This is a genomic window from Thermotoga sp. Mc24 (assembly GCF_000784835.1).
Lineage (GTDB): Bacteria > Thermotogota > Thermotogae > Thermotogales > Thermotogaceae > Thermotoga.
Genome location: NZ_JSFH01000007.1, coordinates 14,287 through 29,316 on the forward strand (window position 1 = coordinate 14,287; position 15,030 = coordinate 29,316).

The 15,030-nt window shown below is 46.3% G+C and carries 12 protein-coding genes and 1 riboswitch; of the genes, 10 read left to right on the forward strand and 2 right to left on the reverse strand.

The genetic code is table 11. The features are described from left to right. The first annotated feature begins 70 nt into the window (after positions 1-70). From MC24_RS02455 to MC24_RS02500, 10 genes are all read left to right on the forward strand, one after another. Positions 71-1,804: a DUF4896 domain-containing protein gene (locus MC24_RS02455; protein ID WP_038052211.1), complete on the forward strand. Its 1,734-nt coding sequence runs from the start codon at positions 71-73 to the stop codon at positions 1,802-1,804. Continuing rightward, positions 1,801-4,302, forward strand: a complete 2,502-nt coding sequence (locus MC24_RS02460) for an ABC transporter permease subunit (RefSeq protein WP_038052213.1) — start codon at positions 1,801-1,803, stop codon at positions 4,300-4,302. The genes MC24_RS02455 and MC24_RS02460 overlap by 4 nt, the downstream gene beginning before the upstream one ends. Next, positions 4,299-5,720, forward strand: a complete 1,422-nt coding sequence (gene aglB / locus MC24_RS02465) for a cyclomaltodextrinase (protein WP_029683534.1) — start codon at positions 4,299-4,301, stop codon at positions 5,718-5,720. The genes MC24_RS02460 and aglB overlap by 4 nt, the downstream gene beginning before the upstream one ends. Positions 5,721-5,854: 134 nt before the next feature. After that, complete coding sequence (gene aglA / locus MC24_RS02470; protein ID WP_038052215.1) at positions 5,855-7,297, forward strand: alpha-glucosidase AglA; 1,443 nt, start codon at positions 5,855-5,857, stop codon at positions 7,295-7,297. A 90-nt stretch (positions 7,298-7,387) separates the two neighbouring features. After that, on the forward strand, positions 7,388-8,968 hold the full coding sequence (locus MC24_RS09780; RefSeq protein ID WP_038052518.1) for a sensor domain-containing diguanylate cyclase: 1,581 nt from the start codon (positions 7,388-7,390) through the stop codon (positions 8,966-8,968). A 67-nt stretch (positions 8,969-9,035) separates the two neighbouring features. Then, positions 9,036-9,157: riboswitch (FMN riboswitch) on the forward strand. A gap of 59 nt (positions 9,158-9,216) precedes the next feature. Continuing rightward, a complete protein-coding gene (gene ribD, locus MC24_RS02480) occupies positions 9,217-10,263 on the forward strand; it encodes a bifunctional diaminohydroxyphosphoribosylaminopyrimidine deaminase/5-amino-6-(5-phosphoribosylamino)uracil reductase RibD (protein WP_038052217.1) in 1,047 nt (348 codons plus the stop codon). Continuing rightward, positions 10,248-10,820 (forward strand): riboflavin synthase, encoded by a 573-nt coding sequence (locus MC24_RS02485; RefSeq protein ID WP_038052219.1) that lies wholly within the window; start codon positions 10,248-10,250, stop codon positions 10,818-10,820. Before ribD ends, MC24_RS02485 begins: the two co-directional genes overlap by 16 nt. Then, entirely contained in the window at positions 10,795-11,961 is a 1,167-nt protein-coding gene (locus MC24_RS02490) for a bifunctional 3,4-dihydroxy-2-butanone-4-phosphate synthase/GTP cyclohydrolase II (protein ID WP_038052221.1), read from the forward strand. Before MC24_RS02485 ends, MC24_RS02490 begins: the two co-directional genes overlap by 26 nt. Further along, positions 11,958-12,455 carry a 6,7-dimethyl-8-ribityllumazine synthase gene (ribH, locus tag MC24_RS02495; protein WP_038052224.1) on the forward strand — a complete coding sequence of 166 codons (498 nt, stop codon included), beginning with the start codon at positions 11,958-11,960 and terminating at the stop codon, positions 12,453-12,455. The genes MC24_RS02490 and ribH overlap by 4 nt, the downstream gene beginning before the upstream one ends. After that, positions 12,424-13,239 carry a glycosyltransferase gene (locus MC24_RS02500; RefSeq protein WP_156105021.1) on the forward strand — a complete coding sequence of 272 codons (816 nt, stop codon included), beginning with the start codon at positions 12,424-12,426 and terminating at the stop codon, positions 13,237-13,239. The genes ribH and MC24_RS02500 overlap by 32 nt, the downstream gene beginning before the upstream one ends. On the opposite strand, the gene hflC is transcribed toward MC24_RS02500, so the two are convergent. After that, positions 13,225-14,103, reverse strand: a complete 879-nt coding sequence (hflC, locus tag MC24_RS02505) for a protease modulator HflC (protein WP_038052228.1) — start codon at positions 14,101-14,103, stop codon at positions 13,225-13,227. The two genes, MC24_RS02500 and hflC, sit on opposite strands and share 15 nt — an antisense overlap. Continuing rightward, a complete protein-coding gene (gene hflK, locus MC24_RS02510) occupies positions 14,100-15,026 on the reverse strand; it encodes an FtsH protease activity modulator HflK (RefSeq protein WP_038033138.1) in 927 nt (308 codons plus the stop codon). Before hflK ends, hflC begins: the two co-directional genes overlap by 4 nt. Positions 15,027-15,030 lie beyond the last annotated feature (4 nt).

A 15,030-nucleotide genomic window follows, 5' to 3' on the forward strand; every position in this document is an offset into this window, starting at 1 on the left:
GTGCTATCATTAGTCAAAGAAGAGGGGGACTTTTCCCCCTCTTTTAAAAATTCAGGGAGGTCTGATCGCTGTGAAAGGGCTTCTCAAAATCTTTCTGATATTGTTTCTTGCTGTATTCAACTCAGGAATGGTATGGGCAGGAATTTTCCTGCTTCAAAATTCTTATTATGAACTTGGAATCGTTCTTCTCACGCTTCTCGTACTCATAGATTACTTCATTTTCAATCCGAAGGCTTACCCTTACAGATACACCATTCCCGCTTTGATATTACTTTTTGTGCTCGTTCTCTATCCTATATATTTCACTGTGAAGGTTGCGTTCACCAATTATGGAACAGGACACCTCATGACGAAACAAGAGGCCATCGAGAGAATTCTTTTCGACCCGAATTACACTTATGTTCCAGAGAACGCTGAACCTGTTGAATACATGGTTTTCTCCGTGTTCAACGGTTTGAATCCTACCGAGGACTTTGTTGTTCTCTTCGAGAAAGATGGGAACATCTACATCGCGGAGCGCCCCGTTGTCGCAAAGAGGAGTGGGAAAGAAGTCCTTTTGAGAGAGTCAACTCTTTTTCCCGTGAAGGATGGAACCGCCGAAGTGAATGGAAAGGTTTATGAAATAGTCCCCTGGCCCGCTTCCATAAAAGAGGTGAACGCCGTCTATTCAGACGGTAAAATTTACAAACCGCTTTACTCACCTGAAGAGGTTTCCCTGAAGAGGTACGAACCTTTCTTCAAGGTAAATGTGGTTCAGAAGTATCTCAACAGGGCGGAGTTTTGGCTCGAGGATCAAAGTTACATGTTCAGAATAGGTGAAAATGGGGAATGGAACTTTTATCCAGTGAAGAGGATTTACTCTCTGTCTTTCGAAGAATCCCTCGAAAACGGAAGGATAACAACGAAACTTGTGGTGAAAAACAATCTCACTGGAAGGCATCTCGTTGAGAGAGAAGGTGCTTTTTACGATTACGATGAAAATGGAAGAGAATTTTTCGTGATTGGATACATGGAATACATTGGTTTCAAGAACTTCTCCAGGATATTCACCGATCCGAAGATCGCTGGTCCTTTTTTCAAGGTTTTCACCTGGACGTTCACCTGGGCTGCTCTCAGTGTTCTTTTCACGTTCGCGATAGGTCTTTCCCTCGCTCTTGTTCTGAACGATAAAACACTGAAGGGAAAGAACGTGTACAGGACGTTACTCATTATTCCATGGGCTGTGCCAGCTTTCATTTCCGTTCTCGTCTGGAGAAACGGAATGTTCAACGAGACTTATGGAATTCTCAACCGATTTGTTCTTCCGTTCTTGGGATTGGATCCGGTGAAGTGGTTCAACGATCCGTTCTGGGCGAAGGTCGCAGTTCTTACCGTCAACACGTGGCTGGGATTTCCGTACATGATGGCCGTCTCACTCGGAGCTTTGCAGAGCATTCCAGAGGAGCTCTACGAAGCCGCTGCGATCGATGGAGCTGGAAAATGGAGGAGATTCTGGACCATCACGTTTCCGCTTCTGATGACCACTGTGGCTCCTCTGTTGGTCGGAAGTTTTGCTTTCAACTTCAACAACTTTGTGAACATATATCTGCTCACCGGTGGAGGTCCCGCAATGGCTGGAACCACAACTCCTGTTGGACACACGGACATTTTGATCTCCTACGTTTACAAACTCGCGTTCGAAGGAGGAAGGGGGCAGGACTTTGGTTTTGCCAGTGCCATATCCATCATCATATTCTTCCTCGTTGGAGGAATCAGCTTTGTGAACTTCAAACTCTCTGGTGCGTTTGAAGAGGTGAGTGAATGATGGTGAGAAAAAAGAATAGATGGCTCACGCATGTTCTTCTAACACTTCTTGTTGTTGTGGTTCTCTTCCCCATCGTTTGGGTTGTTTCTACCTCTTTCAGGAGGGATGAGGCGGCTTTCTCCCCGAAACTCTTCTCGTCTCGTCTCACCCTTCAGCACTACAAAGATCTGGTGGTCCCTGAAAAAAACCTTCCCGTTCTCATACAGGAGATGCAGAACCTCGTTTCCAGAGTGGAACCTTTCGACAACGTTTCCAGAGAGAAAGCAGACCGTCTCATCGAAGATCGAATCAGAAGATTTGAAAATTACCTCGCTGAAACGAAGAATCTTTTGGAGGATGTCAACGCGAGAAATTCGAAAATAGAAGAGACGCTTTCCCAGAGGTTCTCCGATGTGTTGTCTTACACAAAAGATGTTCTGGAAGAGGCAAAGAAATTGACTCAGGAGCAGATGGATAAAACCCCATTGCCCGATTTACAGAGGATCGCTGTTGCACTCTATGAAATATTGAAGGGTAAAAACTTTAGAAGTGCTGAATTTCAGGCTTTGAAGGACGTGATCGAGAAAGTAGTGGGTTACAGCGTTGAGAATCAGGACACTCTGAACGATGCCCTTTCTGAACTTGGACTGGTTTATGAGAGAGAAGTAGGAACGTTCATGAAAGAGATCGAAAAACTTAACGATGAAATTGAAACTCTTCAGAGAGAAATAGCTACTCTTGAGAAACAGAAGGAAATCCTTGAGAAAGAAATCCTGGAAAAACAAAAAGTACTCGAGGTTTTGAAGCCCGATATCGATTCCGTGAGCGAGGTTCTCCTCAAACTCAAGGAAATGGTGCACAGTATCAGGAGCAGCAAAGTGGAAGCTACATTTCCTTATGAAGACTCAGAATTGAAATCTTCGCTCGAAAAACTCCTGTCTGAACTCAACACTCTCTACAACAAAATTTCTGCTTTTTCTGATCTTTCGGATCTCTCAGAAAAGATCTTTGCCATGAAGAGTTCTTTAGAAGAGATAGAGAATGTGATAAGCAAAGACGGTGATATTTCCAAAAAAGCCCTCTATGGAAGCTTCGTTCAATCCTTTGAAGAAACGGTTCCTATTGTTGAAGGAATCGTAGAGAAAGTGAGCGACGGAATTGACGATTTCGTTCAGAAGATAAAGGATTTGAAAAGTATAGAAAACGAAATCGTGGTACTAACAGCAAAACTCGATGGTCTGGAGAATAGTATGAACAGAGTGAAATCCTCCCTCTCTGAGAAAGAAAAAGAAATTTCTTCAGCGAAGATATATCTGGATCTCAAGATCTTCAGCTATCAGATCCAAAGCAGAATTGATTCTCTCGAAGATATGAAATCTTTCAACAGCGCTGCGCAGATAAAGCTTCTCTCGATATACAAGACTCTCAAGGACTTTGTGAGTAGCTATGTGTCGGAATACGGAGGAGACGATTTCATCGGAAAGATAAGAAAACTGGCAGCGAAGCTCTCTTGGATAGAAGACTACAGAGATCTGAACAGAAGGATAGAAACGGGTTACAAAAACGCTGTGGAAATCGTTGAAAAAGCTCAGAATATCCTCGATGACTTCAAGGGAAGTTATTCGAATCTTCTCGATCTTTCCTTCAAAGGACTTTACGTTTCCTCTGAGCACCTTGAAATGCTGTACGACCTTGTGAAGATGAACTTCGTTCAAGAAGTTCTCACGAACACAGCAGTGGCTTCGAGAAAGGCAGGAACTCTGATGGACACCATTCCTTTGAAGGAATTGAAGTCCGATCTCAAAAAGATCGATGGAGATCTCTACAGGCTCGCACAGATATGGGAGCAGAAGACAAAGCATTACTTCCTCAGATGGGTCATGAACTCGGTGATCGTTGCAGGCCTTGTTTCACTCATCACCACGGCTGTTTGTGCCCTGGCGGCCTATCCGTTCAGCAGAATGAGATTCTGGGGAAGGCAGTACGGAATCATGGCTCTTCTTCTCATTCAGATGTTCCCAGCCATCATGTACATGGTTGCAATATACGGTCTTTTGAAGCTCATCGGTCAGTTCCTTCCATTCTTGGGACTGGATTCTCTCGGAGGCTTGATATTCGCTTATCTCGGTAACATAGCTTACAACATGTACCTCATAAAGGGATTCTACGACACCATTCCTTCGTCTCTCGAAGAGGCCGCTATGATCGACGGTGCAACCAGATTCCAGACCTTCTACAAGATAGTTGTTCCACTCGCGCTTCCTATCCTCACAGTCATAGTGATACTCACCTTTATCGGGACGTTCAACGAGTTCGTCCTTGCGAGGATTATTCTTCAGGACGTGAAAAACTACACTTACGCTCTCGGTCTCTGGACGTTCTCAACGGGTGCTTATGAAACAGAGTGGGGCCTCTTCACGGCCGCAGCTCTTCTTGGTATGACGCCAATGGTGATACTCTTCCTGTCTCTCCAGAAGTACATAGTGGGTGGACTCACGAAAGGATCGGTGAAAGGATGATGTACCCGATGCCGTCTTGGGTTTACGACAGTGTCGTGTATCAGATCTTTCCAGATAGATTTTTCATCGGAAAGGGAAAAACGGTGGAAGACAAAAAGGATCTGTACCTGAAGCGGGGAGGAGTCATAGAGAAGTGGGGAGTTCCTCCCCGCAAACTTCCCGGTGCTCAGCACGTGAAGATCTTCTACGGAGGAGATCTGTGGGGAGTAGCCGAGAAGGTCGATTATTTTGAAGAACTTGGAATCAACGTTCTGTACCTCACTCCTATCTTTTTGTCCGATACCAATCACAAGTACGACACAATCGATTATTTCAGGATCGATCCACAGTTCGGTGGAAAGAGGGCTTTTCTGCACCTTTTGAGGGTTCTCCATGAGAGGAGTATGAAACTCATTCTCGATGGTGTGTTCAACCACGTTGGGAGTCAGCATCCGTGGTTCAAAAAAGCGAAGAGAAACGATCCAGAGTACGTGAACAGATTTTTCCTTTATAAAGATAGGCACAGATCGTGGTTCGACGTTGGAAGCCTTCCCGAACTGAACGTGGAAGTCGAGGAAGTGAAGGAATACATTTTGAAAGTTGTCGAGCACTACTTGAAACTGGGGATAGACGGTTGGAGGCTGGATTGTGGCCACGATCTTGGACCTACCGTCAACCTGTGGATCAACATGAAGGTGAAAGAGTTCTCAGCGGAAAAGTACCTCGTGAGTGAGATATGGACTTACCCGGCAGGATGGGATATGGTTGATGGTCTGATGAACTACAACTTCAGAAACCTCGTGCTGAGCTATGTGAACGGAGAGACGGATTCCATAGGTTTTCACCTGGAAAGAGTTTACAGGGAGACAGAGAACATATTCGGATGCTGGAACATGCTCGACAGCCACGACACCCCGAGACTCGCCACAATGGTTCCCGACAGAGACCTGAGAAAACTCGCTGTAGTTCTTCAGTTCACTTATCCCGGTGTTCCGCTCGTTTACTATGGAACAGAGATAGGCCTCACAGGTGGAGAAGATCCAGAGTGTCGCGCCACCATGGAGTGGAACAGAGAGAAATGGGACGTTGATCTGTTCGAGTTCTACAAGAAGATGATCAGACTGAGAAGGACGGATCCAGGTTTGCGCTTTGGAGAGTTTGTCTTGCTGAACGACTCACCTCTCGCGTTTCTCAGAAAGGCTCCTCATCCCCTTCAAAACACCATCGTGGTGGTGAACCCAGGAGAAGAGAAGGTGCTGGTTCTCTCCATTCCCGACGGAAAAATCATGAACACCACTCCCCTTGTCGATGTGTTCAGTGGAGAAAGATTCCACGTTGACGGCGGGGTTGTGAAGCTTACTCTTCCGGCGAGATCTTTCAGAATTCTTAAGCCCGAGGATCTGAGAGTGGGTAAGTACAGATTGTACAAGAGAGTTTGAAAAAATTCATTGAAGATTCCGGCTGGCTTCCGGCCAGCCTTTCAATTTTTTAAGAAGCGTTTGAATTCATGGAAAAAACGTTCGGAAAGTGTATAGTTGTAACTGATGGATACGAACTACAGGGAGGTGTTTTCATGCCATCTGTGAAGATCGGTATCATCGGTGCGGGGAGCGCGGTGTTTTCTCTGAGGCTTGTGAGTGATCTCTGCAAAACGCCGGGACTCTCTGGCAGCACGGTCACTCTCATGGACATCGATGAGGAGAGACTCGACGCCGTTCTGACCATCGCGAAAAAATACGTTGAAGAAGTGGGAGCGGATCTGAAATTCGAAAAAACCACGAATTTAGACGACGTCATCATCGACGCGGACTTCGTGATAAACACAGCGATGGTGGGTGGCCATACCTACTTGGAGAAAGTCAGACAGATCAGTGAGAAATACGGCTACTACAGAGGAATAGACGCTCAGGAGTTTAACATGGTCTCCGACTACTACACCTTCTCCAACTACAACCAGCTCAAGTACTTCGTTGACATAGCAAGGAAAATAGAGAAGCTCTCCCCAAAAGCGTGGTACTTGCAGGCAGCGAATCCCGTTTTCGAAGGAACAACCCTTGTGACAAGAACGGTTCCCATAAAGGCAGTGGGATTCTGCCATGGACACTACGGCATGATGGAGATCGTAGAGAAACTGGGGCTGGAAGAAGAAAAACTGGACTGGCAGGTCGCAGGAGTGAACCACGGTATCTGGCTGAATAGGTTCAGATACAACGGGGAGAACGCGTATCCCCTCCTTGACAGGTGGATCGAGGAAAAATCAAAAGATTGGAAACCGGAGAACCCCTTCAACGACCAGCTCTCTCCCGCTGCGATAGACATGTACAGATTCTACGGTGTGATGCCCATCGGTGACACCGTGAGAAACTCTTCGTGGAGGTACCACAGGGATCTTGAGACCAAGAAGAAATGGTACGGTGAACCCTGGGGAGGAGCAGATTCTGAAATCGGCTGGAAATGGTACCAGGACACACTTGGGAAGGTCACGGAGATCACAAAGAAGGTGGCAAAGTTCATCAAAGAAAATCCGTCCGCTAGGCTCTCCGACCTTGGAAGTGTTCTGGGGAAAGACCTCTCAGAAAAGCAGTTTGTGCTCGAAGTGGAGAAAATCCTCGACCCAGAAAGAAAGAGTGGAGAGCAGCACATCCCATTCATCGATGCGCTGCTGAACGATAACAAGGCAAGATTCGTGGTGAACATACCAAATAAAGGTATCATCCACGGAATAGACGATGACGTGGTTGTTGAAGTCCCGGCCCTTGTGGACAAGAACGGAATCCATCCCGAGAAGATCGAACCACCGCTTCCAGATCGCGTGGTCAAGTACTACCTGAAACCCAGAATCATGAGAATGGAAATGGCTCTGGAGGCGTTCCTCACGGGTGACATAAGGATCATAAAAGAACTTCTCTACAGAGATCCAAGGACAAAGAGCGATGAACAGGTAGAAAAGGTGATCGAGGAGATCCTCGCACTTCCAGAAAACGAAGAGATGCGGAAACATTATCTGAAGAAATGAAAGGATCTGAAAGGATCTGAAAGGGGCCTGAGAGGCCCCTTATGATAGTATAATATGTTGGAAAATCAAAAGAAGATAGTGGGGGAAAAGATGAGTTCTCTTAAAAAAGAACTTTTCTGGAGAATAACTACAACTGTTATCGTTGTGTTTGTTGTGATAGGTGCTCTGGGTATCTTTCAGCTTTACCTTTCCGGAATGAATGCTGCCCGCGATTTCATAAAAAACGCGAACAATACCGTAACGTCCTTCATAAACGGATATTTCAGAAAGTTCTATGTTGTTGTTGATGTTTTGAGCCGCATTCCTGAAGTACGGTATGCACCTTACTTGACTGATGAAGAAAGGCGGAAAGTGTTGGAAATCTACAGAATCTTCCAGGAGGCAGACAGAGATATATACTATCTGTACTCGGGATACGAGAACGGACTTCTTCTGATCAACGATTACGAACCCGCAGAAGGATACGATCCAAGAGTAAGACCCTGGTACAGGGTCGCTCTCGAATCCAGACCTAGGCCCACCGGTGGAATTCCCTACAGGGAGTTCAAAACAAAAGAGCTTTTGTTTTCCGTGAGCAAGGTGCTCACAGATGACGAGGGAAACGTGACCGGTGTGATATCTGTTGAAACACTCCTGGAGAGTCTTTTGAGTAATTTTCCCCATTCTTTTGATAACTATGAAACTGTGACAACGTACGTTTTAAGGAACGATCAGACGATAATCATCCATCCAGACGAATCACTTCTGACTGTTAAAATATCCGATGTTGTTGGAAAAAATCTCCCTATCACAGGTGTGTCTGGAGAAATCGAATACGAAGTGAACGGCGAAAAGAAAATGGCCTACTACTCTCGTATCCCAGAACTCGAATGGATCGTTGTTACTTCTGTAGACAAAAGCGAGTTGCTCAGGCCCGTTCTAATCAATATAGGGATTGTCTCTATTTTCTTCACAGGCATCATTTCTTTGACAACAGTGTTCATAAACAACTGGTTCAACAACAAAGTTCTCAAACCTTTGAATTCTCTGAAAGAAGATGTGGAAAAAATAATGATGGGAAGAACCCCGGATGTATCTTCTTATCCTGACAACGAGATAGGAGCTGTGTCCAAAGAGATATACAGCCTGACTGAAAGGGAACTCTACAGGAAGAATCAGCAACTGAGAAATTTGAACGAAAAGCTTGAGAGGTTGTCGGTCACCGATGAATTGACGGGGCTTTTCAATCGTCGAAAAATGGCCGAAGAACTTGAAAAGGAATTCCATCTCTGGAAAAGGTACAGAAGACCCTTCTCACTTCTCATGATCGATATCGATGATTTCAAAAAGATAAACGACACATATGGACACCTTGTTGGAGACGATGTGCTCAAAAGAGTCGCTCGGATTCTTGTTTCTTCTCTTAGGGCTTCTGACATGGTTGCGAGGTGGGGTGGAGAAGAGTTTTTGATCCTCTGTCCTGAAACAAAGTTGAACGAAGCGGTGAGCCTCGCTGAGAGAATCAGGACGAAGATCGAGAAAGAAGTCTTTGAAAACGGCTTGAATGTAACCGTGAGTATCGGTGTTTGCGAAATGAAAGATCATGAGACAATAGACGATCTTCTCAAAGAAGCAGACGACAACCTCTATCTGGCAAAACAGCGTGGAAAAAACAGAGTGATCGGCAGATGAAGTTAAAAGATCTGTTCACCTTCTGGAAATAAATCCTTGATAGAATGGAGAAAACTGAATACAAAAGAAACGCTCTCGGGGCAGGGTGGAATTCCCGACCGGCGGTGAAAGCCCGCGAGCCCTCTCAGGAGGGTTGACCCGGTGGAATTCCGGGGCCGACGGTGAAAGTCCGGATGGGAGAGAGCGTAATGTGGAAATTATTTGGGACCCGAGAGGGTCCCTTTTCTTTTACACAGGGAGGGTGTTGTATGTATGAAACTTTCATGAAAAGAGCGATAGAACTTGCAAAGAAAGGACTTGGAAGGGTGAACCCCAATCCACCAGTTGGTGCGGTCGTTGTGAAAGACGGCAGGATAATCGCGGAGGGGTTTCATCCCTATTTTGGAGGTCCACACGCTGAGAGGGTAGCGATAGAAAATGCAAAGAGAAATGGAGAAGATTTACGAGGAGCGATTCTCATAGTCACCCTTGAACCCTGTGATCATCATGGAAAGACACCTCCATGTACAGATCTGATCATAGAAAGTGGAATAAAAACCGTTGTGATCGGAACAAGGGATCCAAATCCTGTTTCGGGAAACGGTGTGGAAAAACTCAAAAATCACGGGATCGAAGTGATAGAAGGTGTTTTGGAAAAAGAAGTGAAAAAACTGTGTGAGTTCTTCATCACTTACGTGACAGAGAAAAGGCCATTCGTCGCGCTGAAGTACGCATCCACCTTAGATGGGAAAATAGCTGATCACAGAGGAGATTCCAAATGGATCACAAACAAACTCAGATTCAAGGTTCACGAGATGAGAAACATTTACTCCGCTGTTCTCGTCGGTGCTGGAACGGTTTTGAAGGACAATCCTCAGCTAACCTGCAGACTGAAAGAAGGCAGAAATCCCGTGAGGGTGATCCTCGACAGAAAGGGTGTTTTGGGTGGGAAAGTGTTCAGAGTGTTCGAAGAAAACGCTCGGGTGATCGTTTTCACAGAAAGTGAAGAGGCGGAATATCCACCACATGTGGAAAAGGTTCTGAACGATTGTTCTGTGGAGAGTATATTGAGAGGTCTTTACGAAAGGGGTATCGATTCTGTCTTGGTGGAAGGTGGATCGAAGGTGTTCAGCGAATTTTTAGATCACGCAGATGTGGTTTTTGGTTTTTATTCGACGAAGATTTTCGGAAAGGGGCTTGATGCCTTCTCCTGTTATCTGTCAGATGTTTCGGTTCCTCCAAAGTTCAAAGTGGTGAACGTGGAGTTTTCCGATTCGGAGTTTCTGGTGGAGATGAGACCGTGTTCACGGGAATAGTTCAGAAGGTGGAAAGAGGGTACATCAGGGGAGAGAGGATCTTCTTCAAAAGAACGTGGGAAGTGAAACTGGGAGAAAGTATAGCGGTGAACGGTGTGTGTCTGACTGTCTCCGGGCTTTCAGAAGAAGAGTACTGGTTCGATGTGGGTGAGGAAACGAGGAGTAGAACCAATCTTTTCGTTTCCCGTTTTTACAATCTTGAGAAATCTCTGGTTCTCGGCGGCAGAGTTGAAGGACATCTGGTAACGGGCCATGTGGACGGTACCGTCAGGTTTGTCGGAATGGAAAGGCGCGGAAACAGCTATTTCATGTTCTTTTCGATGCCGGCGGAAAGATGGGCGATCGTTCCGAAGGGTTCTATCGCGTTGAACGGTATCAGCCTCACCGTCGTTGAAACTTCTCTGGATACGTTCAGTGTTCAGGTGATTCCACACACGTTCGAGAACACAAACCTCCAGTATCTGGTGCCCGGAGATCCCGTTAACTACGAGATCGATATCATCGCTCGCTACCTGAAAGGGGTGATAGACCGTGGAAGAACTGAGAGAGACTTTTGAGGGAGGAAAACCTGTCGTTTTGATCGACAGAAACAGAGAGAACGAAGCGGATTTCGTTTTTCCCGCTCAGCTGATCACCGAAGGTGTTGTGAACTTTTTCGTCACATACGGGAAAGGACTCTTCTGTGTTACAGCCGACGAGGAAGATCTTTTGAAGAGAGGGTTCGTAAAACTTTCCTCAAACTACGGAGCGAACTACTTCTTGCCGGTGGACTGGGGCACTAGTACCGGGATTTCGGCGTTGGAGAGGGCAGAGACGTGCAGAAAGTTGGCAGAAGGCAGATATTTCCATGAGTTCAGGTACCCAGGTCACGTCACGGTGATAGGAGGAATCGGTTTCCAGAAACGAAAAGGACACACGGAGGCATCTCTGGAAATTTCTGAGCTCGCAGGTTTCAGCCGTTACGCCGTGATCGTGGAAATTCTGGATGAAAAGGGAAATTCTCACAATTTGGATTATGTTTTGAAGCTCTCAGAAAAATTTTCCCTCCCCGTTCTGGAGATGGACGATGTCTGGCGTGAATTTGTGAAGAGAAAGCTTCTCATGAAGAAAAAAGCCGAGGCGGCACTTCCAACGGATTTCGGTGTTTTCAAGGTTGTTTCTTTCGAAAACCACCTCGATGACAAAGAGCATTTCGCGATCGTTAAGGAACCTCTCGAAGAACCCGTTGCGGTGAGGATACACTCCGAATGCGTGACCGGGGATGTTCTCTCTTCTTTGAGGTGTGACTGCGGTTCACAGCTGGCGAATTTTCTCAGATACATGTCAGCTCACGGAGGTATCCTGATCTATTTGAGACAGGAAGGGAGAGGAATCGGCCTTTCGAACAAAATAGCGGCCTATTCCCTTCAAGACGAAGGTTTAGATACGGTGGAGGCGAACAGGGCTCTTGGTTTTTCTGAGGACGAAAGAGATTACGCACCGGCGGCGCAGATCTTGAAAGCCCTTGGCATCGAAAGGGTTCTTCTCTTCACCAACAACCAAAAAAAGACGGCTGGTCTTGAAAAATACGGGATCGAAGTTGTCGAAACGAAGAGACTGTACGGAAGAGTGACACCTCATAACAGGTTCTATCTTTCGACAAAAATGAAAAAGCTCGGACACGAACTCGAAGAAATCTTCAGGGAGGTGAATTCATGAAGGTTGTTCAGGGAGACTACAGAGGAGAAGGTTTGAAGATAGCCGTAGTCGTTCCGAGGTTCAACGATCTTGTCACTTCGAAACTCCTCGAGGGAGCGCTCGACGGGCTGAAAAGACACGGTGTCTCGGACGAAGACATAACGGTTGTGAGAATTCCGGGAAGTATGGAAGCGATATACACGCTCAAGAGACTCCTCGATCTCGGTGTGCATGATGCTATAATCGTTCTCGGTGCTGTGATAAGGGGAGAGACGTACCACTTCAACGTGGTGGCGAACGAGATAGGTAAATCAGTGGCGCAGTTCAATATGACCTCTGATATTCCTATTGTTTTCGGCGTTCTCACCACGGACACTCTTGAGCAGGCCCTCAACAGAGCCGGAGCAAAGAGTGGAAACAAAGGTTTTGAAGCAGCGATGGTAGCGATCGAAATGGCAAATCTCAGAAAGAGACTCAGGAGGGATGTCTTTGAATCTGATAGCAACGGCAGGTAACGACAGAATAAGGGACTTTCTGGTGAACGACTGGTACAGATCTCTGAAGGAGAATGTGAATCTGACCAACACAGACGTTCTCGTCATAAGCTACGGTCTTGCAGGACTTCCTGAAGAGATCATCAACTTTCCAGCGGTGGAGCGTTCTGGACTCATAAACAACACGCGTTTCATCAATCTTGCCATTTTTCTTGAGAATCATCCTGAGTACGATCAGATCCTGTTTTGTGATGGCGGAGACATCATCTTCCAGAGTGACATCTCGCACTTGTTCGAGGAACACAGAGATGCTTTTCGAGCCGTTGTGGAGCGGTTGAGTCCACCCATAGATCTCGTGGTGAAGGAAGAAGACCTTGTGAATGGAAAGGAGATAAAGTCTTTTCTTTCAAACAAAAAGCTCTTCAACATGGGTGTGATAATAGCACCAAGGGAAGGTTTCATTGAGCTTGCAAGAACAATGGAAAGACGTCTGAAAAACATAAACGTCTGGGGTGGAGATACCGTCATTGGAAACTACGTGATCTACAAGAGCCCTCACGTGGAACTTCCTTCGAAGTACAACTTCATCCCTTCAACGGCCCGAGAAAAATTCTACGTGAAAGATTCGAAGTTCTATCTCGAAAATGGTGAGCTCATTCCCATCGTTCACAACGCTGGAAGGTACAAATTTCTCAGACCAGTGAAGAATTTTGGTTACGGTCCCGAAAAGAACAGGGTGAACAGATTCAACATATGGATTTTCAGGATACTCTTCGGTGTGAGTAACTTTTTAAAAATGAAGTGAGGGGAGGTTCCCTCTCTTCGTTTTGAGGTATTTCAGTGCATCGAGTTCGTCTCCAATTATGAGAATTCCTTTCTCGATGGATCTGTAAACCTCCATCGTTCTCCAGAATTCGTAGAAGTCCTTGTCTTTTGAAAACACCTCCGCGTAGATCTTCACCGCGCTTGCTTCTCCGGTTCCCTTGATTTGCTCTGCTTTGCTTTGAGCTTCTGCGATCAGAACCTTCGCTGTCTTGTCGGCTTCTGCACGTATCTTTCTTGCTTCTTTTTCACCTTCAGCCCTGATCTGTGCAGCGATGCTGTATCTTTCCGCTTTCATTCTTTCGTACACGGCCTTTTCGTTCTCAGCGGGAAGGTCGGCGTGCTTCACCCTCACATCGACCACTTCTATGCCGAAGTCCTTCAGATCTTCTCTTGAAAGAGCCGTGACTTCCCTCAAAAGGTCTTCTCTCTTCTCGGAGATGATCTCGTCGAAGTTTGCTTTTGCGAAGATGTTTCTCACGTGTGAGTAAACCACATCGTCGATTCTTGGAAGAGCGAGCTTCACGCTCTTCAGTGATTTTATGAACGCTTCCGCATCTTTTATCCTCCAGAGAACGTACGTGTCTATCACGAGTGTTTTCTTGTCGGCGGCTATGATCTTTTCTGGTTCTATATCGTAGAGGAGGATTCTTTTATCGAACCTCACCACATTATCAACGAACGGCTGTTTGAAATGAAGCCCGGGTTCCGTTTCCACCGCGACGATCTTTCCGAATCTCAAAACCACTGCCTGCTGTGTCTGATCCAGGACGTAGAAAGAAGAGAACAAAAGGATCGCACCCACTACGATCAGAATGATCAGAAGAGAAAGCATCCAGATTTTCATTTTCCCATCCCCTTCAGAAGGTCGGAAATGTTGAGAATGTTCAGAGAATCACCGTTTCCCACGAAGAAAACCTTGTTTTCGGATTTTTCAAGCAAAGATTGGAGAGCGTCGAGGAGCATTCGTTTTCTCGTGATATCAGGAGCCTTTGAGTATTCTTCCAGCACCTCTTCGAATCTTTTCGCTTCGCCGAGCGCTTTCAGATAAACTTCCTGAGCGTAGGCCTCTGCCTGTCTCAGTATCTCTTGTGCCTGTCCCTGGGCTTTTGGAACAACGTCGTTGGCGTATTTTCTTGCCTCGTTTATGAGACGTTCTTTGTCCTGACGAGCGTTGTTCACATCGTCGAAGGCGTCAACAACGGGATCTGGCGGGACCACTTCCTGGAGATAAACGTTTTCCACCTTTATACCGCAGTTGTAGGAATCGAGAATCTCCTGGAGCATCCGGGCAGTTTCGAATCCTATTTCATCTCTTCCTGAGGTGAGCACGTCGTCGATGCTTCTCATCGCCACCTTCTCACGAAGAACAGATTCTGTTGTGAATCTCACGATGGAATCCGCTTCTGTGATGTTGAAGGCGTAAGCGACGGGGTCTTTCACCCTGTACTGAACCACCGCTTCCACACTCACGAGGTTGTTGTCTCCTGTGATCATTATGGCTTCTTGAGGAACCGACTGGTAAGAGATCCTCTCCCCTCGCTGAATGCTTCTGAATCCTATTTCGATCTTTCTCACAGTTGTGACGTCGACGGTCACATGAGACTGAATCGGATATGGCAGGTGGTAGTGGATTCCTGAAGGAACGACCGAGGTGAATCTTCCAAAAGTCTTGAGGAGGGTGACTTCGGAGGGTCCTACCTGATACACACCGGTGAGAAAGTAGATTCCCAGCACAATGAAAACGACTATCCACACGTATTTTCGCACCCCA